Annotated in this window: 26 protein-coding genes; 4 read left to right on the forward strand and 22 right to left on the reverse strand. The window is 60.0% G+C overall.

Annotated elements, in window-relative coordinates:
- Positions 1-96 precede the first annotated feature (96 nt).
- The 6 genes from AC1Q6D_RS18875 to AC1Q6D_RS18900 all read right to left on the reverse strand — a co-directional run bounded on the left by AC1Q6D_RS18875 (position 97) and on the right by AC1Q6D_RS18900 (position 5461).
- Positions 97-750: an HAD family hydrolase gene (locus AC1Q6D_RS18875; protein ID WP_103402565.1), complete on the reverse strand. Its 654-nt coding sequence runs from the start codon at positions 748-750 to the stop codon at positions 97-99.
- Positions 751-864: 114 nt separating this feature from the next.
- On the reverse strand, positions 865-1854 hold the full coding sequence (locus AC1Q6D_RS18880; RefSeq protein ID WP_047531715.1) for an ABC transporter ATP-binding protein: 990 nt from the start codon (positions 1852-1854) through the stop codon (positions 865-867).
- On the reverse strand, positions 1851-2651 hold the full coding sequence (locus AC1Q6D_RS18885; protein WP_047531714.1) for an ABC transporter permease: 801 nt from the start codon (positions 2649-2651) through the stop codon (positions 1851-1853). Before AC1Q6D_RS18885 ends, AC1Q6D_RS18880 begins: the two co-directional genes overlap by 4 nt.
- Positions 2638-3474 carry an ABC transporter permease gene (locus AC1Q6D_RS18890; protein ID WP_161793951.1) on the reverse strand — a complete coding sequence of 279 codons (837 nt, stop codon included), beginning with the start codon at positions 3472-3474 and terminating at the stop codon, positions 2638-2640. The genes AC1Q6D_RS18885 and AC1Q6D_RS18890 overlap by 14 nt, the downstream gene beginning before the upstream one ends.
- Positions 3475-3479: 5 nt before the next feature.
- Positions 3480-4286, reverse strand: a complete 807-nt coding sequence (locus tag AC1Q6D_RS18895; protein WP_103402566.1) for an alkaline phosphatase family protein — start codon at positions 4284-4286, stop codon at positions 3480-3482.
- 110 nt (positions 4287-4396) lie between these two features.
- Positions 4397-5461 (reverse strand): ABC transporter substrate-binding protein, encoded by a 1065-nt coding sequence (locus tag AC1Q6D_RS18900; protein ID WP_103402567.1) that lies wholly within the window; start codon positions 5459-5461, stop codon positions 4397-4399.
- A 372-nt stretch (positions 5462-5833) separates the two neighbouring features.
- Here AC1Q6D_RS18900 and AC1Q6D_RS18905 point away from each other — a divergent pair, with 372 nt between their 5' ends.
- Positions 5834-6547, forward strand: a complete 714-nt coding sequence (locus AC1Q6D_RS18905; protein ID WP_103402568.1) for a UTRA domain-containing protein — start codon at positions 5834-5836, stop codon at positions 6545-6547.
- A 51-nt stretch (positions 6548-6598) separates the two neighbouring features.
- On the opposite strand, the gene AC1Q6D_RS18910 is transcribed toward AC1Q6D_RS18905, so the two are convergent.
- From AC1Q6D_RS18910 to minC, 7 genes are all read right to left on the reverse strand, one after another.
- On the reverse strand, positions 6599-8752 hold the full coding sequence (locus tag AC1Q6D_RS18910; protein ID WP_103402569.1) for a mechanosensitive ion channel family protein: 2154 nt from the start codon (positions 8750-8752) through the stop codon (positions 6599-6601).
- Positions 8753-8829: 77 nt separating this feature from the next.
- Positions 8830-9006 carry a hypothetical protein gene (locus AC1Q6D_RS18915; RefSeq protein ID WP_167361786.1) on the reverse strand — a complete coding sequence of 59 codons (177 nt, stop codon included), beginning with the start codon at positions 9004-9006 and terminating at the stop codon, positions 8830-8832.
- Between the two features lie 193 nt (positions 9007-9199).
- On the reverse strand, positions 9200-10489 hold the full coding sequence (locus AC1Q6D_RS18920) for a M18 family aminopeptidase (protein ID WP_047531698.1): 1290 nt from the start codon (positions 10487-10489) through the stop codon (positions 9200-9202).
- Positions 10490-10636: 147 nt separating this feature from the next.
- A complete protein-coding gene (locus tag AC1Q6D_RS18925) occupies positions 10637-11272 on the reverse strand; it encodes an RluA family pseudouridine synthase (RefSeq protein WP_047531695.1) in 636 nt (211 codons plus the stop codon).
- A 192-nt stretch (positions 11273-11464) separates the two neighbouring features.
- Positions 11465-11719 carry a cell division topological specificity factor MinE gene (gene minE / locus AC1Q6D_RS18930; RefSeq protein ID WP_007974947.1) on the reverse strand — a complete coding sequence of 85 codons (255 nt, stop codon included), beginning with the start codon at positions 11717-11719 and terminating at the stop codon, positions 11465-11467.
- Between the two features lie 3 nt (positions 11720-11722).
- Positions 11723-12535, reverse strand: coding sequence for a septum site-determining protein MinD (gene minD / locus AC1Q6D_RS18935; RefSeq protein WP_047531687.1), 813 nt, complete (start codon positions 12533-12535; stop codon positions 11723-11725).
- Positions 12536-12735: 200 nt separating this feature from the next.
- Positions 12736-13473 (reverse strand): septum site-determining protein MinC, encoded by a 738-nt coding sequence (gene minC, locus AC1Q6D_RS18940; protein WP_103402738.1) that lies wholly within the window; start codon positions 13471-13473, stop codon positions 12736-12738.
- 118 nt (positions 13474-13591) lie between these two features.
- Between minC and AC1Q6D_RS18945 the strand changes: the two genes are divergently transcribed.
- Together AC1Q6D_RS18945 and AC1Q6D_RS18950 are read left to right on the forward strand one after the other, a co-directional pair.
- Positions 13592-14524, forward strand: a complete 933-nt coding sequence (locus tag AC1Q6D_RS18945; RefSeq protein ID WP_103402570.1) for a lipid A biosynthesis lauroyl acyltransferase — start codon at positions 13592-13594, stop codon at positions 14522-14524.
- A 145-nt stretch (positions 14525-14669) separates the two neighbouring features.
- The gene (locus AC1Q6D_RS18950; RefSeq protein ID WP_103402571.1) at positions 14670-15821 is read left to right on the forward strand and encodes a patatin-like phospholipase family protein; all 1152 of its coding nucleotides are present in this window, start codon (positions 14670-14672) and stop codon (positions 15819-15821) included.
- A 98-nt stretch (positions 15822-15919) separates the two neighbouring features.
- Here AC1Q6D_RS18950 and AC1Q6D_RS18955 read toward each other — a convergent pair whose 3' ends face one another.
- The 8 genes from AC1Q6D_RS18955 to puuE form a co-directional block, all read right to left on the reverse strand.
- Positions 15920-16705, reverse strand: a complete 786-nt coding sequence (locus AC1Q6D_RS18955) for an outer membrane protein OmpK (RefSeq protein ID WP_103402572.1) — start codon at positions 16703-16705, stop codon at positions 15920-15922.
- Between the two features lie 376 nt (positions 16706-17081).
- The gene (locus tag AC1Q6D_RS18960; RefSeq protein WP_103402573.1) at positions 17082-17867 is read right to left on the reverse strand and encodes an outer membrane protein OmpK; all 786 of its coding nucleotides are present in this window, start codon (positions 17865-17867) and stop codon (positions 17082-17084) included.
- 167 nt (positions 17868-18034) lie between these two features.
- Complete coding sequence (locus tag AC1Q6D_RS18965) at positions 18035-19387, reverse strand: nucleobase:cation symporter-2 family protein (protein ID WP_103402574.1); 1353 nt, start codon at positions 19385-19387, stop codon at positions 18035-18037.
- Positions 19388-19556: 169 nt separating this feature from the next.
- Positions 19557-20858, reverse strand: a complete 1302-nt coding sequence (locus tag AC1Q6D_RS18970; protein WP_103402575.1) for a urate hydroxylase PuuD — start codon at positions 20856-20858, stop codon at positions 19557-19559.
- Between the two features lie 50 nt (positions 20859-20908).
- Positions 20909-21412, reverse strand: coding sequence for an ureidoglycolate lyase (locus AC1Q6D_RS18975; protein ID WP_085716886.1), 504 nt, complete (start codon positions 21410-21412; stop codon positions 20909-20911).
- 117 nt (positions 21413-21529) lie between these two features.
- Positions 21530-22525, reverse strand: a complete 996-nt coding sequence (gene alc, locus AC1Q6D_RS18980; protein ID WP_047531665.1) for an allantoicase — start codon at positions 22523-22525, stop codon at positions 21530-21532.
- A gap of 90 nt (positions 22526-22615) precedes the next feature.
- Positions 22616-23131 carry a 2-oxo-4-hydroxy-4-carboxy-5-ureidoimidazoline decarboxylase gene (gene uraD, locus AC1Q6D_RS18985; RefSeq protein WP_103402576.1) on the reverse strand — a complete coding sequence of 172 codons (516 nt, stop codon included), beginning with the start codon at positions 23129-23131 and terminating at the stop codon, positions 22616-22618.
- Entirely contained in the window at positions 23128-24054 is a 927-nt protein-coding gene (gene puuE / locus AC1Q6D_RS18990; RefSeq protein WP_103402577.1) for an allantoinase PuuE, read from the reverse strand. The genes uraD and puuE overlap by 4 nt, the downstream gene beginning before the upstream one ends.
- 434 nt (positions 24055-24488) lie before the next feature.
- Between puuE and uraH the strand changes: the two genes are divergently transcribed.
- Positions 24489-24842 (forward strand): hydroxyisourate hydrolase, encoded by a 354-nt coding sequence (gene uraH, locus AC1Q6D_RS18995; RefSeq protein ID WP_103402578.1) that lies wholly within the window; start codon positions 24489-24491, stop codon positions 24840-24842.
- Positions 24843-25028: 186 nt separating this feature from the next.
- On the opposite strand, the gene AC1Q6D_RS19000 is transcribed toward uraH, so the two are convergent.
- Positions 25029-25655, reverse strand: coding sequence for a LysE family translocator (locus AC1Q6D_RS19000; protein ID WP_047531655.1), 627 nt, complete (start codon positions 25653-25655; stop codon positions 25029-25031).
- Positions 25656-25659: the final 4 nt, after the last annotated feature.

Raw genomic sequence — 25659 nt, forward strand, 5'->3', positions numbered from 1 at the left:
CCCCCCCCCCCCCCCCCCCCCCCCCCCCCCCCCCCCCCCCCCCCCCCCCCCCCCCCCCCCCCCCCCCCCCCCCCCGCTCCCACAGGGGAGTCGTTGTCATTTCCAGAGATGGATCGGCCAGCCTGCTTTTTCGGCGTGCTCAAGGAGCACCGGATCGGGATTGACCGCATGCGGAAAATCCACCTTCAACAACAACGGCAAATCGTTGCGTGAGTCGGAATAGAAACTCGCGCCTTCGAGATTTTCCTCCTCAGCATCCAGCCATTCCAGCAGTCGGGTGATCTTGCCTTCTCGGTAGGTCAGGGTGCCCACGGTTTTGCCGGAGTAAACCCCGTGCGCCACATCCAGTTCGATGGCGAGTATTTCGTCGATGCCCAGGCGTTCGGCAATCGGTCGCACAAGGTGGGTGCCCGAGGCGGAAATCACCAGGATGCGATCGCCGAGCTTGCGGTGCTCGGCGATGACCCGGGTGGCGCCGCTGAAGATGATCGGTTCGATGACGTCTTCGACCCATGGACCGACCAGGTGCTCGATCTCCTCCGGCGTGCGGCCGATCAACGGTTCCAGGCTGAAGGCCATGTAGTCTTCCATCGCCAGGCGGCCGCGGCCGTAGGCGTCCATCAATTCCTTGTCTCGACGCAGGAAGGATTCACCGTCGACCCAGCCGAGGCGGACCATTTGTTCACTCCACAGCGTCGCGCAGTCACCGTGGATCAGGGTTTCGTCCAGATCAAAAATTGCCAGGGCCATCGGGTTCTCTCTGGGAACAGCTCAAGCTTAAAGCTACAAGCTGCAAGAAGTGGATTTTGGGGGTGGGCTTCAGTCTACAACTTGAAACTAGCAGCTTGAAGCTTGTCGCTGCCTTCAAGCTACCTCACACAGCGCCGTCGGATCGATGGAAAGCGCCAGGCGCTGACCATCGGGATGCAAATCGGACGCCGAACGGTTGAGCACATCCACCACCAACTCCACACCCCGGGCTTCGATCCTGTAGCGGATCACGTTGCCCAGCAAGCTGTGGCTGCGTACCTGTGCGTCCAGCTCGCCATTGAGGCTAAGCTCGATGGCCTCCGGGCGAATCGCGATGCGATGGCTGATTGGCCGCTGCAGCAGCTTCGAGGCCGCATCGGCGTCCAGCAGGTTGTAGTTGCCGATGAACCCGGCCGCGAATACATCCACCGGTGCGGTGTACAGGGTTTCGGCGTCGCCACTCTGTACGATTTTTCCCTGATTCATCAGGAAAATCCGGTCGGACATGGTCAGGGCTTCTTCCTGATCGTGTGTGACGAATATTGTGGTCAGGCCCAATTCACGCTGGATCTGACGGATCTGTTCGCGCAAGTGCTTGCGAATTCGCGCATCGAGGGCCGACAGCGGTTCATCCAGCAGCAACAGGCGTGGTCGCGTGACCAGCGAGCGGGCGAGGGCCACGCGCTGACATTGGCCACCCGACAGTTGATGCGGATAGCGCGAGGCAAAGTCGTTCAGCTCGACCAGTTTCAGCACTTCGGCGACGCGTTTCTGGCTATCGTCGGCGTTGACCTTTTGCATGCGCAGACCGAAGGCAACGTTCTGCTCGACGGTCATGTTGGGGAACAGGGCGTAGCTTTGGAACACCATGCCGATTCCACGCTTTTGCGGGCTCAATGGCACGATATCGACACCATCGAGCAGGATCTTGCCACCATCTACCGACGTCAGGCCAGCGATGCAGCGTAACAGGGTCGACTTGCCGCAACCGGAGGGGCCGAGCAGGGTGACGAACTCGCCTTTCTGGATTTCGCAGTTGATGTCGCTGAACACCGTGGTGCCCGCGTAGTTTTTCTGAAGGTGTTGGACGCTGACATAGCTCATTCGCTTTTGTCCTTGTTCAAGATATTGGCCGCCCAGGTCAGAACCAGTACGAAGAAGAAGTAGGAGATCACCAGCGCACTGGTGAAGTGGCCGCTGCTGTTACGCATGTTGTTGAGGTACACCTGCAGGGTTTCGTAGCGGGTACCGACGAGGATGTTGGCGAACACGAACTCACCGAACAGGAACGAGAACGACAGCAGCAACGCCACCATCAAGCCCTTGCGCAGGTTTGGCAGCACCACCAGGAACGCTGCTTGAAAGGTGCTGGCGCCGAGCAGTTGGGCGGCGTCCATCAGGTCGCGCAGGTTGATCGCTTGCAGGTTGTTGGTAATCGCCCGGTACATGAACGGCAACGCCACGGTGAAGTAGCAACCGATCAGAATCCAGGGCGTGCCGACCATCGCAAACGGCCCGGACCCGTAGAGCTGCAGCAGTCCGACCGATGACACCACCGGCGGCACCGCGAAGGGCAGCAGGATCAGGATGTTCATCAGCGCGTCGAGTTTCGGGAAGTGGTAATGCACCACGAACAGCAGCGGCAGAATCAGCACCACCGACAGGATCAGTGCGCCGACGCAGACCAGCAGCGACTGACCGAAGGCGTGCAGGAAACGTGGATCGCTCCACAACTGCACATACCATTTAAGGGTGAAACCGCTGGGCAAGATGGTCGCCGACCAACTGCTGGCGATCGAATAGACAAGCGTGCCGAGCAGCGGCAGCAGCAGGATGGCAAACAACAGGTAAACCACCACCCGATGGTAAATGCCGACGGGGCCCAATTCAGCGCGAGACATGGTAGCTCCTCTTCAACAGCAGCTGATGCACGATGGTCACCAGGGTCATCAAGGCCACCAACACCACGGCCAGGGCACTGGCCAGGTTCGGATCGAGGGAAATGTCCCCCGAGACCATCGCCGCGATACGGATCGGCAACACGTTGAAGTTGCCGGTGGTCAGGGCGTACACCGTGGCATAGGCGCCGAGGGCGTTGGCCAGCAGGATGACGAAGGTGCCGAGCAGTGCCGGGGTCAGCACTGGCAAGCCGATGTGGCGCCAGAACTGCCAGCCGTTCGCCCCGAGCAGCTCAGCGGACTCACGCCAGTCTTCGCGCAGGGCATCGAAGGCGGGGTAGAGCAGCAGCACGCCAAGGGGAATCTGGAAGTAGGTGTAGAGGATGATCAGCCCGGTTTTGGAATACAGGTTGAAATCCTGAATGATTCCCGCCTGCTTGAGCATGATGGTGAAGCTGCCGTTGAAGCCCAGCAGGATGATGAACGCGAAGGCCAATGGCACGCCGGCGAAGTTGCTGGTCATGTTGGCGAAGGCGTTGACGAAGTTGCGCAGTTTCGAATCGACCCTGCGCAGCGAATAAGCGCCGAGGACCGCGATGATGATGCCGAATACGCTGGACCAGAAACTGATCTCGAGGCTGTACTGAATCGCCTGCAGGTAAAACTTCGAGCTGAAGATCCGGGTGAAGTTGGCCAGGCCCCATCCGGACTCTTCCGATTCCAGGCTGTTGATCATCACCCACGCCAGCGGGGCGATTTCGAACACGATAAAGAACAGTGCGAAGGGCACCAGGCACAAGGCTGCCAGCCATTTGCCGCGAGTCATGGCGTTCACTTGAGCAACTCCCGGCACACAGGTTTGTCATGGGGCACGCCCAGCAGCTCGCAGACCGTGCCGCAAATGTCCGTCTGTTTCGGCGCCGCGTCGGCATTGAAGCTGAAGGCATCGCCAAGCACGAACAGCGGCACTTCGCGTTCTTCTGGCAACAGGCCGTTATGGGAACGGTCGTTGTTCATGCCGTGGTCCGCCGTCACCAGGACCTGATAACCGGCGTCGAGCCAGCCTTGCAGGTAGTCGGCGATGATGATGTCGGCCGAACGGGCGCTGTTGCGGTATTGCGGGGTGTCGAGACCGTGCTTGTGCCCGGCATCGTCGATGTTCATGGGGTGGATCAACAGAAAATTCGGTGCGTGGCGCAGGCGCAGGTTTTCCGCGTCGGCGAACAGGTGCGAGTCGGGGTAGTGATCGTTCCAGTAGAAGTGGCCGTGCTGGATCGGCAGGTCCGGATCATCGGTATGACGATCCCGGGCAGGTACGAACGGGGTACGGTTATAGAGTTCGCTGACCCAGTGATAGGCCGCCGCAGCGGTTTTCAGGCCGGCATCCCTGGCGTAGTGGTAGATGCTGCGCTGGCTGGACAGGCGCGAGACGTTGTTGTGAACGATGCCGCTGTCGATCGGCGTGACACCGGTCAGGATGCATTCGTAGAGCGGTCGGGACAGTGCCGGCAGCTCGCACTCCAGTTTGTAGAGCGCTGCGCGTCCTGCGCCGACATAGGCCTGCAGGTGCCCCATGGCATGCCGGGCAACCTCGTAGCTCAGGCCGTCGAGCACGACAAGGATGACGTTGTGCTTCATAGGGGCGATGACTCCGTGAAACGGGATATCGGAACTCACTCGGTCCACTGTGGGAGCAGGCTCGCTCCCACAGGGATTTCCATTGGCCCGTCGGTTGGCGGGCTACAGCATCACTTCATTTCGACAATGACTTCTTCGTTCCACTTCTGCGGCAGTGCCTTGGAAGCCTTCTCCCACGCATCCGCGTCCTTGATCGGCGTGACGTTTTTATACTGCTCGTTAGGCAGCAGCTTGGCCTGCACGTCTTCCGGCAGTTTCACGTGTTCGGCACGGATCGGACGGGCGTTGCCGCGCGCCAGGTTGGTTTGGCCGGCGTCGCTGAAGATGTATTCGCGGGTCAGCTTGGCGGCGTTCGGGTTCTTGGCGTATTTGTTGATGATGGTGGTGTAGCCGGAAATCACCGAGCCATCGGACGGGATCAGCACCACGTAGTCATCCGGATTGGCCATCTTCGCTTTGTAGCTCAGGCCGTTGAAGTCCCAGACCACGCCGACTTCGATTTCGCCTTTTTCCATGGTCGCGATGGTCGGGTTAGCCATCGACAGGCGACCCTGTTTGGCGATATCGGCAAACATCAGCAGGGCAGGTTGCAGGTTTTTCTCGTCACCACCATTGGCCAGTGCCGCAGACAGTACGCCGTTGGCGGCCTGGGCAGCGGTGCTCACGTCACCAATGGAAACCTTGTATTTGCCATCCTTGAGGTCGGACCACTTGGTCGGTACATCGGAGCCGTGCAGCAGCTTCTTGTTGACGATAAAGGCGATGGAACCGGTGTAGGCCAGTGCCCAGTTGCCGTCCTTGTCCTTGGCCCAGGCCGGAACCTGGTCCCAGGTCGTCGGTTTGTAAGGTTGTACCACGCCTTGCTTGACCGCGATCGGGCCGAAGGCGGCACCGACGTCGCCGATGTCGGCGCTGGCGTTGTCTTTTTCAGCGGCGAACTTGGCGATTTCCTGCGCCGAGCTCATGTCGGTATCGATGTGCTTGAGGCCATAAGTCTTGGCCAGGTCGTCCCAGGTGCCTTTCCAGTTGGCCCAGTCATCGGGCATGCCGACGCTATTCACTGCGCCTTCTGCTTTCGCAGCGGCTTCAAGGGTTTTCAAATCATCAGCCGCCATGGCGGCGGTGCACATGGCAATGGTCGAGCCTAACAGTGATGCCAGGAAAAGCTGTTTCATTCCGAAGCTCCTATGGGCGTTTTCAACGCTGCGATTGCGATTGTTTTGGTCTAGGTCAGCAATACCTGAGCCAATTTAAGCGGGCTCGATGACACTTTGATGTCGTTCGTCGCCCTGCAAGTCTTTTATTCGCACGGTATTGGAGGGTGCCCGGTAAGCGTAGACCATGGGCAAAGGCCCGCTACACAGGGGACTTGGCCGGTGAATTGCAGGTTTCCAATCGATCGTTGGTTCACGTTTGAGATGACCGTTCGGTAGGTTGTCATCTCTCAGTCATCTGCACTGCCTACGCTTGCAGGGCGTTGATTGAACCGATTTGTCGTGCGGTTCCGCCCCGAAACAGTGCTGGTCTAGTCCAGATAGGTAACATTGATGCGCGACGAGGCAACAAAAGCGGTGACAGCCATTGGCCAGGTGCTTCAGGAGCAGCTCGACCACGGGCTATTGGCTCCCGGCAGCAAATTGCCGGCCGAGCGAAAACTCAGTGAGTTGTTCGGCACCACGCGGATCACCGTGCGTGAGGCCTTGTTGCAACTGGAAGCCCAGGGGCAGATCTACCGCGAAGAGCGACGGGGCTGGTTCGTCTCGCCGCCCCGTCTGGCCTACAACCTGATGCAGCGCAGTCACTTTCACGCGATGGTCAGCGCCCAGGGACGGGTGCCGTCTACCGAGGTGATTTCGGCGCGATTGCAGCCGGCATCAGCGGCGGTCTGCGCCTGGTTGCAACTGCCGGCATTGTCGAGCGTGATTCAGATTTGTCGCTCGCGGCGTATTGATGGGCGGCTGGTGTTGTACGTGGAGCACTACCTCAACCCGCAGTATTTTCCGGGGATTCTGGCGTTCGATCTGAATCAGTCGATCACCGAGCTGTACGCGCGGCAATACGATTTGCACTATGGCCGGGTGCGCTTCGAGATTGTGCCGACCGCGTTGTCGGCCGATGCGGCGGCGGCTTTGCGCGTTTCGGTGGGCAGCCCGGGCTTGCGCATCGCCCGGGTCAATTATGATCAGCATGAACGCTTGATCGACTGCGACCTGGAGTTCTGGCGACATGATGCGATTCATGTCGGGGTGGATGTGGTCTGAGGGTGGCCTCGAGCTGCAAGGTTAAAGCGACAAGTCCTCGACCGGCCGCGTTCATTCCTTTTGCGGTCCACCGCCGGCCGTGATGACCTGCACGCTCATCCGCGGGGTGGCCAGATCCATTCCGGCTTCATCCAGATGCCGTTTCAGCAACAGGTTGAACGCCCGGGACACTTCCCATTGTTTGATCGGCGCGGTCTTGAAGCGGGCGCGCAGAATCGCGTTGCCGGACTCGAAGCTTTCCACACCCTGAATCTCCAGCGGCGACCAGATGTCGCGCCGTTGCAGCGGATCGGTGCGCATTTTCTGGCCGACCTCGCGCATCAGTTTGATCGCGTTGTCGATATCCATGCTCGCAGGCACCGCGACCCGGAAGATCGCGTAGCCGAATTCCCGTGAATAGTTTTTGATGCTTTTGATTTCGCTGAACGGAATGGTGTGGACGATGCCGTCGATATCCCGCAGGCGCACGGTACGAATGGTCAGGCCTTCGACGGTCCCCATGTGGCCGCCGACGTCGACGTAGTCATCGATGGCCAGGGAGTCTTCAATGATGATGAACAGCCCGGTGATCAGGTCGGCCACCAGCGACTGGGCACCGAAACCGATCGCCAGGCCGATCACGCCGGCACCGGCCAGCAGCGGCGTGACATTCATGCCCATGTTCGCCAGGGCGACGATCAGCGCGATGATGAAGATTGCCACGAACAGCACGTTTCGAATCAGCGGCATCATCGTCTGCGCACGGGCGTTGGCCAGGCCTTTGCGCGAGCGGGTGAGGGCGTGATGCACGGCGGTATCGCTGAGAATCCAGATCAGCCAGGCAAAGATCAGCGTGCCACCGAGGCTGAACAGTTTGACGCTGACCTCATGGCCTTCGCCTTCGGTGAAGCGGATCAGCGACATGCCCCAGACCCGCAGGCCGAGTTCTATGAACGCCAGCCACACCAGCAGGTGGGCGAGGGTATAGAAAAAGCTGTTCAGGCGTTCCGAGTACAGTGCGTGGCGCTTCACGCCGCGTTGCGGCTTGAGGGCATGGCGGCGCACCAGACCGTTGATCACCATGCACAGCACCAGCAGCACGGTGCAGATCAGCGACTGACGCAGTGCGGTGCTGGTGTCTCCGGCCGAGACAAAGGTGGCGAACAGGGAAATCCCTACCAGCACCAGTGCCGGCACGTACCAGAAGGTGCCAAGAATTTCGATGGTATCGCTAAGGGCGCGGCGGGTCAGGCGCCGGGACAGCGGCTGATTGCGGATCAAGTGGGCAATCGGCCGACGGAATCGCAAGATGAACAAACCGGTGGACAGCGCAGCCAATACGTTGGCCGCCGTCGCGGCGGTGTGCGCCAAATGTCTGCCAAGGCTGTCAATCAGGCGTGGGTCGTTCAGCGCTTCACCGAACGCGGCGAAGCTGCCGATCAGCCACAACGGCCGGAAGGCCTGATGCCGAAGGATGTACAAGGCGCGGTGGCGGTGCGGACCTTCGAGCAAGGAAAAGGCGATCACGCAGATCGCGGAAAAACAGGTGCCGACTACCAGCGCATAGGCCAGCACCATGGCCAGGCTTTTGCCCAACGACGAGGGTAGCGCGTAGCTCATGTACACCGTGATGACCAAGGCAATCAGCCAGGGGCCGAGTTTTCGCAACGCGAAACGCAGCATGTCCAGGGCCTTGGGGTGTTGCGGCAGTTCTTCGGTGAGGCCGAAGCGCATGCGCACCCGATGGCTGATCCAGATCAGCGCTGCCGCCAGCAGGCTCCAGACCATCAGGATCATGGCGAAGGCGAAGGCGATGGGTAGCCATTCACTGGCCGGTAGCGCCAGTGCCATCAGTTCGTTGGTGGCCAGGTCGAACTCGTTGGACCAACGGGTGATCGGGCTGTCGGCTTCGGAAAACTGTTTTCCGAGACTGGCCAGGGTCCCGCCAATCAGGCCCAGCACGCCCTCTTCGGTGATGGGTTGGGCCTTTTTCGTGGCGTCGCGCAGCTTCTTCAGATCCGCCAGTAGCTGGGCTCGCTGCTGATCGTTCTCCAGTGATTTGATCACTTCGTCCAGGGATTGCCCCAAGGGTTCCTGTGCCTCGGGCTGGGTTTTTGCCGGGCTGAGCAGGCTTGGCAGACCGACCGCCTGGGCAGGCGCCATCGGCAGCAGCGTCATGAGGCAGAGCAGGAACAGGCACGGTAGGGCGAGCAGGCGAGCGAACACTAGGCGGTCAACCTCGGGGTGAGCGGGTCGATCGAGTGTACGAGCCTGCGAAAACCAATGCGAGTCGAGGGGAGGATTTATTCGTTGAGTTTGGCGAGGATCTTGAACACCACGGTGGCGAGGATGGTGAGCATACCGATCCACATGGCGAACACGCCGAGATTCTTGTCGCGAAAATTGAAGCCGACGGCCAGCAGAATCATCCCGGTCAGAATCGGGATCAGCATGGCGTGAAACGAGGAGAGTGAGATCATGGCGACTGCCTTGTCGAAAGCGATGGTTAAAGTTTAGGTGGCTTTTGGTGGGGCGGGATGATGTGTATCAGAAATGAACCACTGCAATCATGAACTTTGCATTGAGTGAGCTGGCGTCATCGCGGGCAAGCCCGCTCCCACAGGTGAATGCGAATCCTGTGGGAGCGGGCTTGCCCGCGACGTTTTCCAGGGGTTACGGCAGTTCGCGGCTGGCGTAGAAAGCGCTCAACACTTTGACCAGGTGTGCCAGGTCATGGCTGCCGCACAGTTCGCGAATCGAGTGCATGGCGAAGGTCGGCAGGCCGATGTCCACGGTGCGTACCCCCAGGTGGCTGGCGGTGATCGGGCCGATGGTCGAGCCGCAGCCCATGTCGCTGCGCACCACGAAGCTTTGCACCGGCACTTCTTCGGCCATGCACAGGTGGCGGAAGAACCCGGCGGTTTCGCTGTTGGTGGCGTAGCGCTGGTTGCTGTTGACCTTGATCACCGGGCCGGCGTTGAGTTTCGGGCCGTGGTTGGCGTCATGCTTGTCGGCGTAGTTCGGGTGCACGCCGTGAGCGTTGTCCGCCGAGACCAGCAGGGATTTCTGGATGGTCCGTACGAATTCATCACCTTCGGGCAGCAGGCGGCGCAGCGTCTGCTCCAGCATCGGGCCATCGGCGCCGCACGCCGAGCAGGAACCGACTTCTTCGTGGTCGTTGCAGACCAATACGCAGGTTTCTTCAGTGTCGGCGTTGAGCAGCGCTTGCAGGCCGGCGTAGCACGACAGCAGGTTGTCCAGGCGCGCGCCGGCGATGAAGTCGCCGTGCAGGCCGATGACGGCGGCGCTTTGGGTGTCGTAGAAACTCAACTCGTAATCGAGCACGACGTCGGCGTTCAGACCGTGTTCGCGGGCGAGCTGGTCGGTGAGCACGGCGCGGAAGTCCACGCGTTCGTCACCGGCAAACTGCGCAAGCACAGGCGGCAGCTCGGTCTGAGCGTTGATCGCCCAGCCCATGTTGGCTTCACGATTGAGGTGAATGGCCAGGTTCGGGATGATCGCAATCGGTGCTTTGAAGTCGATCAACTGGCTCTCGACCTTGCCGTCGCGACGGAAGGTCACGCGGCCAGCCAGGGACAGGTCACGGTCGAACCAGGGGGCCAGCAGTGCGCCGCCATAGACTTCGACACCCAGCTGCCAGAAACCCTGGCGCTGCAGTTCCGGCTGCGGCTTGACCCGCAGGCACGGGCTGTCCGTGTGGGCGCCCACCAGGCGAATACCGCCGTGCAGTGGCGAGTGGCGGCCCATCTTGATCGCGACGATCGAAGAGTCGTTACGGGTGACGTAGTAGCGGCCATTGGTCTCGGTATTCCATGGCTCGCGCTCGTCGAGGCGCTGATAGCCCGCCGCTTCCAGACGCTGAACAAGGCTGGCGGTGGCGTGGAACGGGGTGGGGGAGGCCTTGAGGAAGTCGATCAGGCCTTGGTTCAACTCTTCGCGCATGTACTAACTCCAGACAGCAATGGCGCCAGTTTAACGTATTGGCCTGGTAAATGGCGTCGCACTGATGGTGCGGCTGGTCACCGAAATTGAATCTGGACGAGATCCCTGTGGTAGCGAGCGTGCTCCCACAGGTTTTGCGCCCGTGGTTCAGAACGGTGCCGGGCACTCGAAACGCAGGCGTTCACCGGTTTGGGGATGGGTGAAGCTGAGCATGCTCGCATGCAGGCACAGTCGCGGCCAGGCGGCCAGTGCCTGCTCGTGGGCGTAGAGCCCGTCGCCCAGCAACGGATGGCCGATGGACAGCATGTGCACGCGCAGTTGGTGAGAGCGACCGGTGATGGGTGTCAGCTCGACGCGGCACCAGTCGCCGCAACGCTCCAGCACACGCCAGAACGTCAGGGCGTGTTTGCCGAATTCATGGTCAACCACGTGGCGTGGCTTGGTCGGTGGGTCGTAGCGCAGCGGCAAATCTATGCTGCCGCTGTCCAGTTCCGGCTGACCCCAGCACAGTGCGGTGTAGGCTTTTTCGGTTTCGCGGTCGTGAAACTGCCGGGACAGCTCGCGATGCGTGTCCGGGTCACGGGCCAGCAGAATGATGCCGGACGTTTCCCAATCCAGTCGGTGGACGATTCGCGCTTCCGGGTAGCCATTTTCTTGCAGACGGGTGATCAGACAGTCCTTGTTGTCATCGGCCCGGCCGGGGACGGAAAGCAACAGGGTCGGCTTGTTCACCACCAGCACGGCGGCGTCCTGGTGAAGGATGTGGATATTGGACAACGGCATTAAAACAGCCTCGTTACAAACGCCAACGGCGGCTCGATCATTCATACGCTCCTCTCTGTAGGAGCCGGCTTGCTGGCGATGCAGGCAACGCGGTCTGACTGTCACAACGCGTTGATGCTATCGCTGGCAAGCCAGCTCCCACAGGGAAGACGTTTCGAATGATCGAGCCGCCGTGGCTCCTGCCGGATCGACTCAGCGATCTGGCAGGGTGATGTTGAGTTCCAGAATCGAGCAGCTGCCCTGGCTTTCCAGTGCGACGTGCACGTCATCGGACCCGATATTGACGTACTTGCGGATAACCTCGACCAGTTCCTTCTGCAAGGCCGGCAGGTAGTCCGGGGTGCTGCGTTGGCCGCGTTCGTGCGCCACGATGATCTGTAGACGCTCTTTCGCTACCGACGCGGTGCTTTGCTTTTTGTTGGCACGAAAGAAGTCAAAAAGGTTCATTGCTTAGTTGCCTCCAAACAGGCGCTCGAAGAATCCCTTCTTCTGTACATCGAGGAATCGATGATTCACGGACTTGCCCAGCAGGCGATCAACGGTATCGCTGTAGGCCTGGCCGGCATCGCTCTGGTCGTCGAGAATCACCGGCACGCCCTGGTTGGATGCCTTGAGCACCGCCTGGGATTCCGGGATCACGCCGAGCAGGGTCACCGAGAGGATTTCCTTGACGTCTTCCACGCCGAGCATTTCGCCTTTGCTCACACGCTCCGGGTTGTAACGGGTAATCAGCAGGTGTTCCTTGATCGGATCCTGACCTTGTTCGGCACGACGGGACTTGCTGGCCAGCAGGCCGAGCATGCGGTCGGAGTCACGAACCGAGGACACTTCCGGGTTGGTCACGACAATCGCTTCGTCAGCGAAGTACATGGCCAGGTGGGCGCCTTTTTCGATGCCGGCCGGGGAGTCGCAGACGACGAACTCAAACTGTTCCTTGAGCTCCATCAGGACTTTTTCCACGCCTTCAACGGTCAGCGCGTCTTTATCGCGGGTCTGGCTGGCGGCCAGGACGTAGAGGTTTTCCAGGCGCTTGTCTTTGATCAGGGCCTGTTGCAGGTTGGCTTCGCCGTTGACGACGTTGACGAAGTCATACACCACGCGGCGCTCGCAACCCATGATCAAGTCGAGGTTACGCAGGCCGACGTCGAAGTCGACGATAACTGTTTTGTGACCGCGCAAAGCGAGGCCTGTACCGATAGCGGCGCTGGTGGTGGTCTTACCCACACCACCCTTGCCGGATGTAACCACGAGAATCTTGGCCAAGGTGTTTCACCCCTAAGGAAAAAGGACTTTTAGCCCCTGAAAAACATCTCTTGAAAACTACTGCAGTCGGACAGCCTTGGCTGGAACCCGGTCCCTGGCGGCGTTTACCTCCGGTAAACACTGCTTTCGACCTTTTTCCTACTTCGTTTGAGCCGTTTTCGCTACGTTTTAGAGATGCTTGGAAAATGCGGCAGTATCCGTTAAAGCCGAATGATGTTCAACACGTCGCCCGACAGGCTGACCTGTACGCCCGAACCCCATAGAGGGTCGCGACGCAAGTCCTCGGAAACCTTGTAATGACCGGCGATGGAGACCAGTTCAGCGCTCATTTGCTGACAGAAAATCCTGGCTTTCGTGTCGCCTTTGACCCCGGCCAACACACGGCCACGCATGGGGCCGTATACATGGATGTTGCCATCGGCGAGAAGTTCCGCGCCGGGGCTGACCGACGAGATCACCACCAGGTCACTGCCCTGAGCATAGATCTGCTGACCACCGCGCACTGGCGAGGTGATGATTTTCGTCGGCTTGATGGTCGGCTCCGGTGGTTTTTCCGGTTTTTTCACCACCGCGCCTTCGTTCAGGTCCAGCGGTCGCTCACGGGCGCCGGAGGGCGGCAACACGGGCAGATCGACGGCAATGGCGGCCGCAATGTCTTCGATGCGGTTGGCGCGGATCGCCAGGGTGCGCAGACCATGCTGGCGGCAGACGCGCATCAGCCCCGGCAAGTCGACGGAGCCTTCGTTGGCCGGCAGTTTGTCCAGGGCCAGTACCAACGGCGCGTTGCTGAAGAAGTTCGGCGCCTGGGCGACCTTGGCAGCCAGTTGCCGGTCAAGGCTTTCGAGGTCGTTACGGGCCAGTTCCAGCACCGTAATGGCGAGCATGCTGCCCTTCAGCTGGAACACGGGATCTTGGTCTAGCGGTTCGGTTTGGCTCATGGTCGGCATACAACGACTTGTCACTAAAAGTGCCGAGACTTATAACGAGAACGCCCGCAGGCCGCAAGCCGGGTCGAACGATGTAGAATGCGCGGCCATCGTCTTTTCGGAACCTTTAATGGATCGCCCGCGTTTTCGAACAACCTTTCTTTCTCCGCGCTTCTGGCCGCTGTGGTGCGGCCTGGGGCTGTTGTGGCTGATTGTGCAGTTGCCGTATCCGGCATTGTTGTGGATCGGTCGTGTGCTGGGCGCGCTCATGTATCGGGTGGCCGGCGACCGACGGCGCATCGCCAAGCGCAATCTTGAGCTGTGTTTCCCTGAAAAGAGCGCTGCCGAGCGCAAACGCCTGCTCAAGGAAAATTTTGCCTCCACCGGCATCGCCTTTTTCGAAATGGCCATGAGCTGGTGGTGGTCACGCAAGCGTCTGGCGAAGCTGGCCCATGTCGAAGGGCTGGAGCATTTGAAGCAGGTCCAGCGCGACGGCAAGGGCGTGATCCTGATGGCGCTGCATTTCACCACGCTGGAAATCGGCGCCGCTTTGCTGGGCCAGCAACACACCATCGACGGCATGTACCGCGAACACAAAAACCCGTTGTTCGACTTCATCCAGCGCCGTGGCCGTGAACGGCATAACCTTGATTCGCTGGCGGTTGAGCGTGAGGACGTGCGCGGCATGCTCAAGTTGCTGCGGGCAGGCCGGGCCATCTGGTATGCGCCGGATCAAGACTACGGCGCCAAGCAAAGTATCTTCGTGCCATTGTTTGGTATCCAGGCGGCCACTGTCACCGCCACCAGCAAGTTCGCACGGCTGGGCAAGGCATTGGTGGTGCCGTTCACCCAGGAGCGCCTGGCGGACGGCAGCGGATATCGCCTGGTGATTCACGCGCCGCTCGAAGGCTTTCCCGGTGAAACCGAAGAGGCCGATTGCCTGCGAATCAACCAGTGGATCGAAGGTGTCTTGCGCGAACGCCCGGAGCAATACCTCTGGGCCCATCGCCGCTTCAAGAGCCGTCCACCCGGCGAGCCCAAGCTGTACGCCAAACGCGGTTGAAGCACGATCTCCTGTAGGAGCGAGCCTGCTCGCGAAAAGCCTGAGAGCGCCGTGGGGTGTCAGCCCCCCGGCGTTATCGTTGATGACCTCGGCGAGCAGGCCGCTTCTGCAGTGACATCCCATAAAGCACCATGGAGCGTTGTGCATGAGTCCAAGGGAACCGGTTACAGGGTTGATTCTTTCCGGCGGTGGGGCGCGGGCGGCCTATCAGGTCGGCGTCCTGGCGGCGATTGCCGAGTTGTTGCCGTTGGGCGCGGACAATCCGTTTCCGGTGATCGTCGGCACTTCCGCCGGGGCGATCAACGCGGTCAGCCTGGCCAGCGGCGCGACGGATTTTCGCGCGGCCATCGAACGCCTGACGGCGTTCTGGCAAGGCTTTCGCAGCCATCTGGTGCTGCGCAGTGACTGGCCGGGGGTGATCCACCAGGCCAGCCGCTTCGTCAGTCACAGCTTGCTGGGGCTTGGCGCCCGGGTCCCGGTGGCCCTGGTTAATAGCTCGCCGTTGCGCAGGCTGCTCCACGACAGATTGCAGATGGACGGCATTGCCGAAGCCATCGCGCAAAAGCAGTTGCATGCGGTGGCCGTCACCGCCTTCGGATATGAGTCAGGCCAGGCTGTGACCTTCTATCAAGGGGGCGGCACCATCGACTCCTGGCTGCGCCATCGGCGGATCGGCATTCCCACCCGGTTGTCCGTTGATCATTTGTTGGCCAGTTCGGCCATTCCTCTTCTGTTCGCCCCGGTGAAAATCGGCGAGGAGTATTTCGGCGATGGTGCGGTGCGCCAATCGGCCCCCATCAGTCCGGCGCTGCACCTGGGCGCCAGTCGAGTACTGGTGGTGGGCGTCAGCGGCAACCCGCGCGGGGTCGACCCCGAGCAGCCGCTGCAACGTGCCTACACCGGTCAACAGCCAACCCTGGCGCAGATCGGCGGGCACATGCTCAACAGTACGTTCATTGACAGCCTGGAAAGCGACATCGAACTGCTGCAGCGATTGAATCAGTTCAGTCATTTGTTGCCCGACGGTGCGCCAACCCGGGCGCTGGGCGTGGCGCCGGTGGAGGTGCTGGTGATTTCTCCCAGCCAGCCCATCGACGAGATTGCCGCGCGCCATCGCCAGGAATTGCCTGCGGCGTTGCGCCTGTTCCTGCGCGGGCCGGGTGCGACAAAGACCAGTGGGGCGGGGGTCCTGAGTTATCTGCTGTTCGAGGCGGGGTATTGCAGCGAGCTGATTGATTTGGGGCGGCGGGACGCATTGGCCAAGAAGGAAGAGCTGCGCCGGTTTCTCGGGTTGTAGGAGCGAGCCTGCTCGCGATGGACGTTAACGATGACGCTGGGAGCCTGACACCCCGTGGCGCTCTCTGATCCATCGCGAGCAGGCTCGCTTCTATAGGATCAGAAGTGGAACTTCACCAGGAAGCTGGTCACGCTCTGGTCGGTCTTGAAGTACTGGCTGTCTTCAATGCCGTACTTGTCTTTCCAATAATCGTACTCAACCCCCACATACAACTGCTTCGCGCCGAAATTCAGCGCTTTGCCCAGGTCGTATTTGATCTGCGGATTGAAGTGCAGGTTGGCGTGGTAGGTGCCTTTGGCGTTCTTGTCGTTATCGACCACCCAGTCCATGTAGCCGTCGATCAGTACGTCCGAGTCGCCCACCCCAATGGTGTAGGACCAGACGGGCGTGATCTGCCAGACGTTGTCGCCCGCACGGCTGCCTTCGGTGTGGCGGTTGTAGAAGTTCAACTGGAAGTAGTCGAAACCGGGGATGGCCAGGTCGAAACCGGGACCGATCAGGTAGGACTCGGTATCGTTTTCACCGAACTCGTAAGTCATGGCGAGCAACACGTCTTTGATCGGACCCAACTCGAGTTTCTGATCGAAGATTTTGCCGAACGACAGCCGCGGGCTGATTTCACCGTAGTAGGTGTTCGAGCCGGCATAACTGTCGTCCTTGCCGTTGTAGAAAATCTTGTCGACGAACATGAAGTTGTCGCCGTATTTCCAGCCATCGGCGTGTTCGAAGGTCACTGTCTGCTGAATGCGCGGGTTGACCTGGAAGTCCTTGCCATACAGATAGGTCAGGCTGTTGTTCTGCCATTGCAGCAAATCGCCGGCCATGGCCTGGCCCCCTGCCAGCATCGATCCGGCCAGCATCAGGCTAGTGCACGTACGTTTCATTCGGTTGCTCCCAAAAATGTCAGTGGTTCCACGTTATTTTTTTAAGGTCGACGCTCTGGTGTGGCGCCTTTTTCTGTAGCGATAAAAATCATCCAATCGGTCAGCTTTAGTGCTGTTAGCAAAAGCTGCGCCAAGGCATTCGAAAAGCAAAAAAACTCCCGCTCGGCTGCTCAGGAACAGTCGATTGAGAGGGGATTGGGGATGCCTTGGTACCGTCCAGAGCCGGGATAAGTTGGCTTTCTGGTCAGGAATTAAATCCGGGCTTTTTTTTAAAGCGGATTCAGGCGGCCGCGGAGAATACTGACTCCTCGGCCAGGTCTCAAGTGCCCCGCAACAGCGCACCGACGGCAGGTCTGGGGCACGATTGCGGGCCATCTTAGAAATGCACCTTCACCAGCAGGCTGGTGGTGTTTTCATGGGTGTCGAGTCTGGAGCTGTTCTCGATGCCGTATTTGTCTTTCCAATAACTGTACTCGGCGCCGACATACACCTGTTTTTCGCGCCAACCCAAGGCTTTGCCCAGGTCGTATTTGATCTGCGGGTTGAAGTGCAGGTTGGCGTGGTAGGTGCCATGTGAGTTCTGGTCGTTGTCCACGACCCAGTCGATGTAGCCGTCGATCAACAGGCTCGAATTGCCCAATGGAAGGGTATAGGACCAGCCTGGTGTGATTTGCCAGACCCCATCGCCGGGCCGTGAACCTTCGGTGTGGCGGCGATAGAAGTTCAGGGTCACATAGTTGAAGCCGGGCACCTTGAGATCGAAACCGGGGCCGATCAAATAAGCTTCGGTATCGTCTTCGCCATTCTCGTAGGTCATGGCGAGCAATACGTCCTTGATCGGGCCGAGTTCGAAGCGGCGGTCGAGGATTTTGCCGAACGAGAGGCGCGGGCTGAACTCGCCGTAGTAGGCGTGAACGCCCTTGTTTCGGTCTTTTTCGCCGTTGTAGTAGGTGCTGTCGATGAACAGGAAGTTGTCGCCGTACTTCCAGCGATCGGCGTGCTCGAAGGTCACCGTCTGCTGAATCGGCGGGTTGACCGCGAAATCCTTGCCGTACAGATAGCTCAGGCTGTTGGTTTGCCACAGCAGTAAATCGCCGGCCATGGCCTGGCTGGCGGCCAGAAGGCCACCGCCCAACATCATGGTTTTCTGGGTACGAATCATCTGTTGCTCCTTCTTGTTTTTATTTTTCAGGCGCAGGCAACCCCTGCCCTGTAGGAGCGAGCCTGCTCGCGAAAACCTCAAGGACACCGCGCTCATCCTGGATGCACGCGTTATCGTTGATGACCATCGCGAGCGGGCTCGCTCCTACAGGGGGGGGTGGTTACCTGTCAGTGGGCGTGGCAGTCGTTGATGGCCGCGCGTTCGGCGCCGCCGAGGATGTTGAACAGCAGGTTCAAGGTCAGCGCGCTGAGCGTGGCCATGGCGATACCGCTGTGGGTGATCGGGCTCATCCACACCGGCAGGTGGGCAAAGAACTCAGGACGTACCACCGGGATCAGGCCCATACCGATGCTGACCGCTACCAGCAGCTGGTTGCGACGGTCAGCGATATCGGCTTCCTGAAGAATCTTGATCCCGGTGGCGGCGACCATGCCGAACATCGCAATGGCGGCACCGCCGAGCACCGCTGGCGGAATCGACGCCACCAGGAACGCGGCTTTGGGCAACAGGCTGAGGACGATCAGCAGGCCGCCGGCCACGATGGTCACCGAGCGGCAACGCACGCCGGTCATCTGCACCAGGCCGATGTTCTGGGCGAAGGAGGAGTGGGTGAAGGTGTTGAAGAAACCGGCGACAAACGAAGCACCGGCATCGCACAGCAAGCCGCGACGCAGCATGCGTGGGCAGACTTCCTGGCCGGTGATCTTGCCCAGGGCCAGGAACATCCCGGTGGACTCGACGAAGATGATCACCACCACCAGACACATCGACAGGATCGGCGCGAGTTCGAATTTCGGCATACCGAAATGCAGCGGGGTGACGAATTGCAGCCACGGGGCCTGGGCCATGCCACTGAGGTCGACCATGCCGAGCAGGCCGCAGAGTATGTAGCCCAGGCACATGCCGATCAGCACGGAAATGTTGACCCAGAAACCGCGCATGAAGCGATGTACCAGCAAAATGGTGCCCAGCACCAGCGCGGCGATGATCAGGTAAATCGGCGAGCCGAACTGGCTGGCCGCAGCACCGCCTCCGGCCCAGTTCACGGCCACGGGGAACAGCGACAAACCGATCGAGGTGATGACCGTACCGGTCACCAGCGGCGGAAAGAAGCGTACGACCTTGGACATGAACGGGGCGATGATCATGCCGAAGAACCCGGCGGCGATGGTCGCGCCGAAGATCCCTTGCAAGCCGATACCGGGCATGCCGGCCATGGCGACCATGCTGCCGACGGCGGCGAAACTGGCGCCCATCATCACGGGCATGCGAATGCCCACGGGACCGATGCCGAGCGACTGAACGATGGTGGCAATGCCGGCCACCAGCAGGTCGGCGTTAATCAGAAAGGCGATTTCTTCACGACTCAGACCAGCGGCCTGTCCGATGATCAGCGGCACCGCGATGGCGCCGCCGTACATCAGCAGAACATGTTGCAGACCGACCAGGATCAGTTGCAAAAGGGGCAAACGCTGAATGGCGGGTGCGTCGGGGATGCGCGCTTTGGAGAGCTCGGACATGCAACACCTCGGATCTTTTTTATTCTTGTGATTGAACGGCTGCCGGGTTGCTCACAGCTGTTTCTTTGCATCAGGTAAACCGCGTTGCGGCCAATCGCTGGCAAGCCAGCTCCCACACAGGCAGTGCAAAACCCTGTGGGAGCTGGCTTGCCAGCGATGCTTTTAACGATTAGTTGGTCTGTGCTCCCTGAACGATCCAGGCGCCGATCAGGTCACGTTCCTGCTGGGTCATCTTGGTGATGTTGCCCAGGGGCATGATCTGGCTGGCGACGGCTTGAGCCTGGATACGCGCAGCGTTCTGGCGGATCTGCTCAGGGGTGTCGAACATCACACCGGCCGGGGCCGCGCTGAACAGCGGGCTGGTCGGTTTGGCCGAGTGGCAAACCGCGCAACGTTCCTGAATCACGCTGTGCACCTTGTTGAAGCCAGGACCCGCATTCGACGCTTGCGCCGGTGCGGCGGCCGGTGCTTCTGCAGGTTTGGCTTCAGCGGGTTTCAAACCACCACCCAATGCTGTTTCCGGCAGCGGCTGATATTCGATCTTCGCAGGCGCCTTGGCCACGTCCGGGCTGGTCATCGGCGCAGGGCCGGTGACGTAGGCCAGGCTGATCATGCCGACCGCTGCCACAGGCAAGGTCCAGGCAAACTTGTGGCTGTCGTGACGGGTGTTGAAGTAATGACGCACCAACACCGCCAGCACCGCGATCCCGGCCAGGATCAGCCAGTTGTATTGGCTGCCGTAGGTGCTCGGGAAGTGGTTGCTGATCATGATGAACAGCACCGGCAAGGTGAAGTAGTTGTTGTGACGCGAACGCAGCAAGCCTTTGGCGGGCAGCGCCGGATCAGGCGTGCGGTTCTCGGCAATCGCCGCCACCAGTGCCCGCTGCGCCGGCATGATGATGCGGAACACGTTACCGACCATGATGGTGCCGATGATCGCGCCGATGTGCAGGTACGCACCACGACCGCTGAACACCTTGCTGAAGCCGTAAGCGGCGCCAATGATCAGTACGAACAGGATGAAGCCGAGCAGGGCAGGGCGTTTGCCCAGGGCCGAGTCGCACAGGAAGGAGTAGACGAACCAGCCGATGAACAGCGAGCCGATACCGATGGCCACGCCTTCAGGGCCGCTCAGGGTGCTGCCGGGAGCCAGCAGGTAGAGCGTCGGGTTGGAGTAGAACACCACGCACAGCAGCGCGATCCCCGACATCCAGGTGAAGTAGGCTTCCCATTTGAACCAGTGCAGGTTGTCCGGCATGGTCGGTGGGGCCAGTTTGTATTTTTCCAGGTGGTAGATACCGCCGCCGTGGATCGCCCACAAATCACCGGCCAGACCACTTTTCGGGTTGACCCGATTGAGGTTGTTTTCCAGCCAGACGAAGTAGAACGATGCGCCGATCCAGGCCACACCAGTAATCATATGAACCCAGCGCACGCTCAGGTTCAGCCATTCCAACAGATGTGCTTCCACAGTCTTTACCTCTCGCCTGTCACTCTGTTGTCGAGTGATCAGACCTTCTCTTATTGGTGGGGGGCGAGGATCAAACGCTCATCCTCTTTGAAAAAATGCTCATCGCAGTTATTGCCTGTGCCACTGCGATCAACCACCAGGAAGTCATCCCGCTTTTCGATCGTCAGCACCGGGTGGTGCCAGACGCCGCGATGGTAATTAATGCCCTGCCTGCCGTTGGTGACGAAGGCGCGGACCAAGCCTGATACAGGTACATCGCCAAGTGGCGCGACCACGATCAGAAAGGGGTTGCCGAGCAGCGGAATGAACGCCTGGCTGCCCAGCGGATGACGCTCCAGCATGCTGACGGTCAGCGGCATGTCCTGCGCGTCGGCGCGGAAGATGCTGATGATCGCCTTGTCCTCTGGCGTGGCGGTTTCCACCGTCGCCAGTTTGTGGAAGCGCATGGTCGAACCGTTGTTGATCATGAAGTGATCGCTGCCGTCGGTTTCGATCACGTCACCGAAAGGGGCGAAGGCTTCTTTGGTCAGCGGTTCAATCGTCAGTGTGCGCATGCTGTTCTTATCCGAATTCTGTGTTGTTGGTTCTGTCGTCATCGCTGGCAAGCCAGCTCCCCTATTTGGAATGCATTTCCGTGTGGGAGCCAGCCTGCTGGCGATTGGGTTCAATGCTTATTTAGCGACCTTGCCCAAGACACGCAGGCGGCTCACACCACCGTCCGGGAACACGTTCAGGCGGATGTGGGTGATCGGGCCCAGTGCCTTGATCTGCTCGGCGAAGGTGTGTTCGGCGTGCATTTCCAGCTTCTGGCTTGGCAGCAGTTCGCGCCAGAACAGCGACTGGGTTTCGATCTGGCTGTCGGTACCGCCCTTGACGAAGGCGCCCTGGATCGAGCAGCTGTCCGGGTAGTTGCCCTTGAAGTGCAGGGTATCGACGATGATTTTCTCGATTTCGCCCGGGTGGCCCAGTGCGACGATCACCCAGTCATTGCCCGGTGTACGGCGACGCGCGGTTTCCCAGCCGTCGCCCATGTTGATGCCACGGCCCGGGTTGAGGATGTTGCTCATGCGACCGAAGTGTTCGTCGGAGCAGGCGAGGGCGCGGCCACCGTTGAGGGCTGCAGCCAGGTCGACTTGCTCGTTGTCGCCAACAGCCGACCAGTCACGGAACGGAATGCCGTACACGCGCAGACGGGCTACACCGCCGTCCGGGTAGATGTTGAAACGCAGGTGGCTGAAGGCCTGGTCGTTGTTGATTTCGTGGTAGTGGTGGCTGTTGCCTTGCAGTTCGACGGCGGACAGCACTTCAGTCCACTGGGTGTTTTCGTCTGGCTCGCCTTCGGCCAGGAAGCAGGCTTCCAGGGAGGCCGACGGCGGGAAGTTGCCGGTGAAGAATGAAGTGTCGATGTCGACGCCTTTGATCGAGCCCGGCACGCCCAGGCGGATCACTGCGCTGTCATAGCCTTCGAAGCGCTTGCGGCGCGATTCCCAGCCGTCCATCCACTTGCCGTTGTCATCGAACACGCCCTCCTTCCAGACGGCCGGGGTCGGTTGGAACAGACGATTGGCGTCTGCGAACCAGTCATCGGTGACCGAGATGATTTTGGTGCCCAGGCGGGCGTCGGCCAGGTTGACGAACTTCTCGAAAGGTACGGCGTAAGCTTTCATTCTTCTTGTCTGCCTTTAATAAGTTGGCTTGGGATGCTCTCGGGGCCCTGGGAAACGCAAGCGTTCATGAGGTTTCTCGGGCCAGGATCGCTATAGGGTCAGTAATCGGAACAGGGCGATCTTGTTGATCTCCGCCAGCGCGCACTTGAATTCGGTGTCGACCGGGTTGTGAATGCGCGTTTCGAACGCCGCGAGGATCTGATGCCGGTTGCTGCCTTTTACCGCCATGATGAAGGGAAACTTGAACTTGGCTTTGTAGGCGTCGTTCAGCTCGGTGAAGCGCTGGAACTCTTCGGCCGTGCATTGGTGAATACCGGCGCCAGCCTGTTCATGGGTGCTGGCTTCGGTCAATTGGCCCTGGACGGCGGCTTTGCCGGCCAGGTCCGGGTGAGCGTTGATCAGGGCCAGCTGGCTTTGCTGATCAGCACTCAACAGGATGTCGCTCATGCGCTGGTGCAGGGTTTCGATCTCGTCGATCGAAGCGTCCTGGCCGAGCTCGAAGGCTTTTTCGGCCACCCATGGCGAATGTTCGTAGATATCGGCGAACACGCTGACGAACGCGTCGCGGCTCAGGGTCGATGGCTTGATGGATTGAAAGGTGCTCATTTGGCAGCCCCTTGGTACGGATGGGTTGCTTGCCAGTGGCGTGCAATGTCGACGCGACGGCTGAACCACACCTGTTCATGACTTTTAGCGTATTCGATAAAGCGCTTGAGCGAGGCCAGACGCGCCGGACGGCCAATCAGGCGGCAGTGCAGGCCGATCGACAGCATCTTCGGAGCGTCGGCGCCTTCGGCGTACAGCACGTCGAACGCATCTTTGAGGTATTCGAAGAAATCGTCGCCCTTGTTGAAGCCCTGGACCTGGGTGAAGCGCATGTCGTTGGTGTCCAGGGTGTACGGGATCACCAGGTGCGGCTTGCCGGTCGGGTTGTTCGGTTCCCAGTAGGGCAGGTCGTCGTCGTAGGTGTCGCAGTCGTAGAGGAAACCGCCTTCTTCCATCACCAGGCGACGGGTGTTCGGGCCGGTGCGGCCGGTGTACCAGCCCAGCGGGCGTTCGCCGGTGATTTCGGTGAGGATGCGGATCGCTTCGAGCATGTGCTCGCGTTCCTGGGTTTCATCCATGTACTGGTAGTCGATCCAGCGGTAGCCGTGGCTGCAGATCTCGTGGCCGGCTTCGACCATGGCGCGGATCACGTCCGGGTGGCGCTGGGCGGCCATGGCCACGGCGAAGATGGTCAGCGGAATGTCGAATTCCTTGAACAGTTTCAGAATCCGCCAGACACCGGTACGGCTGCCATACTCGTACAGTGATTCCATGCTCATGTTGCGCGCGCCTTGCAGTGGCTGCGCCGAGACCATTTCAGACAGGAAGGCTTCGGATTCTTTGTCGCCGTGCAGGATGTTGCGCTCGCCGCCTTCTTCGTAATTGAGCACGAAGGACAAGGCGATGCGGGCATTGCCCGGCCAGTGTGGATGAGGAGGGTTACTGCCGTAACCGATCAGGTCGCGTGGGTAGTCAGCGCTCACTGCAGTCTTCCTTCTTATTCGTGGCTGTCAGGGTGGTGTGGCGTGCCTGCAGTGGAAAGACAGGCTGGCGTCACAGCGATGGGCTGATTGTATACAACTTTATATTCACTTTGTAAGCCTGATTTTTTGCATTTTTCATTAACGGTCATCTTTCCGCGCGCTTGATCCCATCCTGCAAGAAACCTGCCTGATTGGTCAGCTAATGGCTGGAGAGATCAACCAGCCTGCGGTTTGCCAGTTAACCGCCGGGAAATCCATGGAGGGCGCTGCTTGCCGTAAAAATGTCGTTTTTGTTGTGTACAATTTTTTTGAAAAGTGTCTTAATCAATCGCTCGCCGCAGCTTTTCGTGCTCCGAAACGGTGCGGTCTCCTTTTCAACTGACTTCGGGAGGCGCGAGGTCTGACTGCTCCACGCAGCCAGGCGCGCAGAATCAATGGGACGTTTGACTACACATGTTTTGGACGCTGCACATGGCTGCCCGGGCAGCTCGATCAAGGTCGAGTTGTACCGTGTTGAAGGTTCGCAGCTGGAATGGGTCGCCAACGCGATAACCAACAGCGACGGCCGTGTCGATGCACCGTTGTTGCAAGGTGATGACTACCGCACCGGGGTCTACCAGATTCAGTTCCATGCGGGCGATTACTACCGCGCCCGTGGCGTTCAACTGCCGGAACCGGCGTTCCTGGATGTGGTGGTGCTGCGTTTTGGCATTTCTGCGGAGCAGGACCACTATCACGTGCCCTTGCTGATTTCGCCCTACAGCTATTCCACCTATCGCGGCAGCTGATCCCCCAAGCAGCTGCCTCAACCTGGAAGCGACTGCGCATATAGCTTCTTTGGTCTTTCGCCCGCTCACACTGCGGGCTTTTTTTCGCCTGGAGGAAAGTGGTGCCTGTGCTGGCGCTTTCGCCGGCGAGCCAGCTCCTACAAGTCATTCGCACGACCTGTGGGAGTTGGCTTGCCCGCGAAGCTCTTAACGGCTGAGTAGGGAAGCAGCCCCCGCGCCACTGAACAACCCGGCACTGATCCGGTTAAACCAGCTCTGTCCCTTGCCACTGCGCAGATACCGCGCCGCGCCATGGGCACCCAGCCCGTAAGCCAACTTGCACAGCAGGTCCAGCACGGTCCACGTGGCAATCATCACCAGCAACTGCGGGAGGAACGGCTGTTCGGCGCTCAAGAACTGCGGCAGGAAAGCGGCGAAGAACAGAATGTCTTTCGGATTGCTCGCACCCAGCATGAAGGCACGCCCGAACAGGGCACGAAAGCGTGGCACCGGGGCCGCTTGGGGCACTTCGGCACCATGGGACGGTTGACGCGATTGCTGCCAGCTCTGCCAGGCGAGGTAGAACAGGTACAGCGCTCCGACGATCTTCAGCGCGCTGAACAATTGCTCCGACGCCAACAGCAGCGCGCCCAGACCCAGCGCCGAAGCGCTCAGCAGGCCAATCGAGGCCATCACGCCACCGAGAAAGGCCGGGTAGGAACGCACCAGGCCGTAATTCAAACTGTTGCTGATCATCAGCAAAGACAGTGGCCCCGGTATCAGGATCACCACCAGCGCAGCGCCGCTGAACAGCAGCCAGGTTTCCAGACTCATCACT

The sequence above is a fragment of the Pseudomonas sp. MT92 genome, assembly GCF_058792515.1.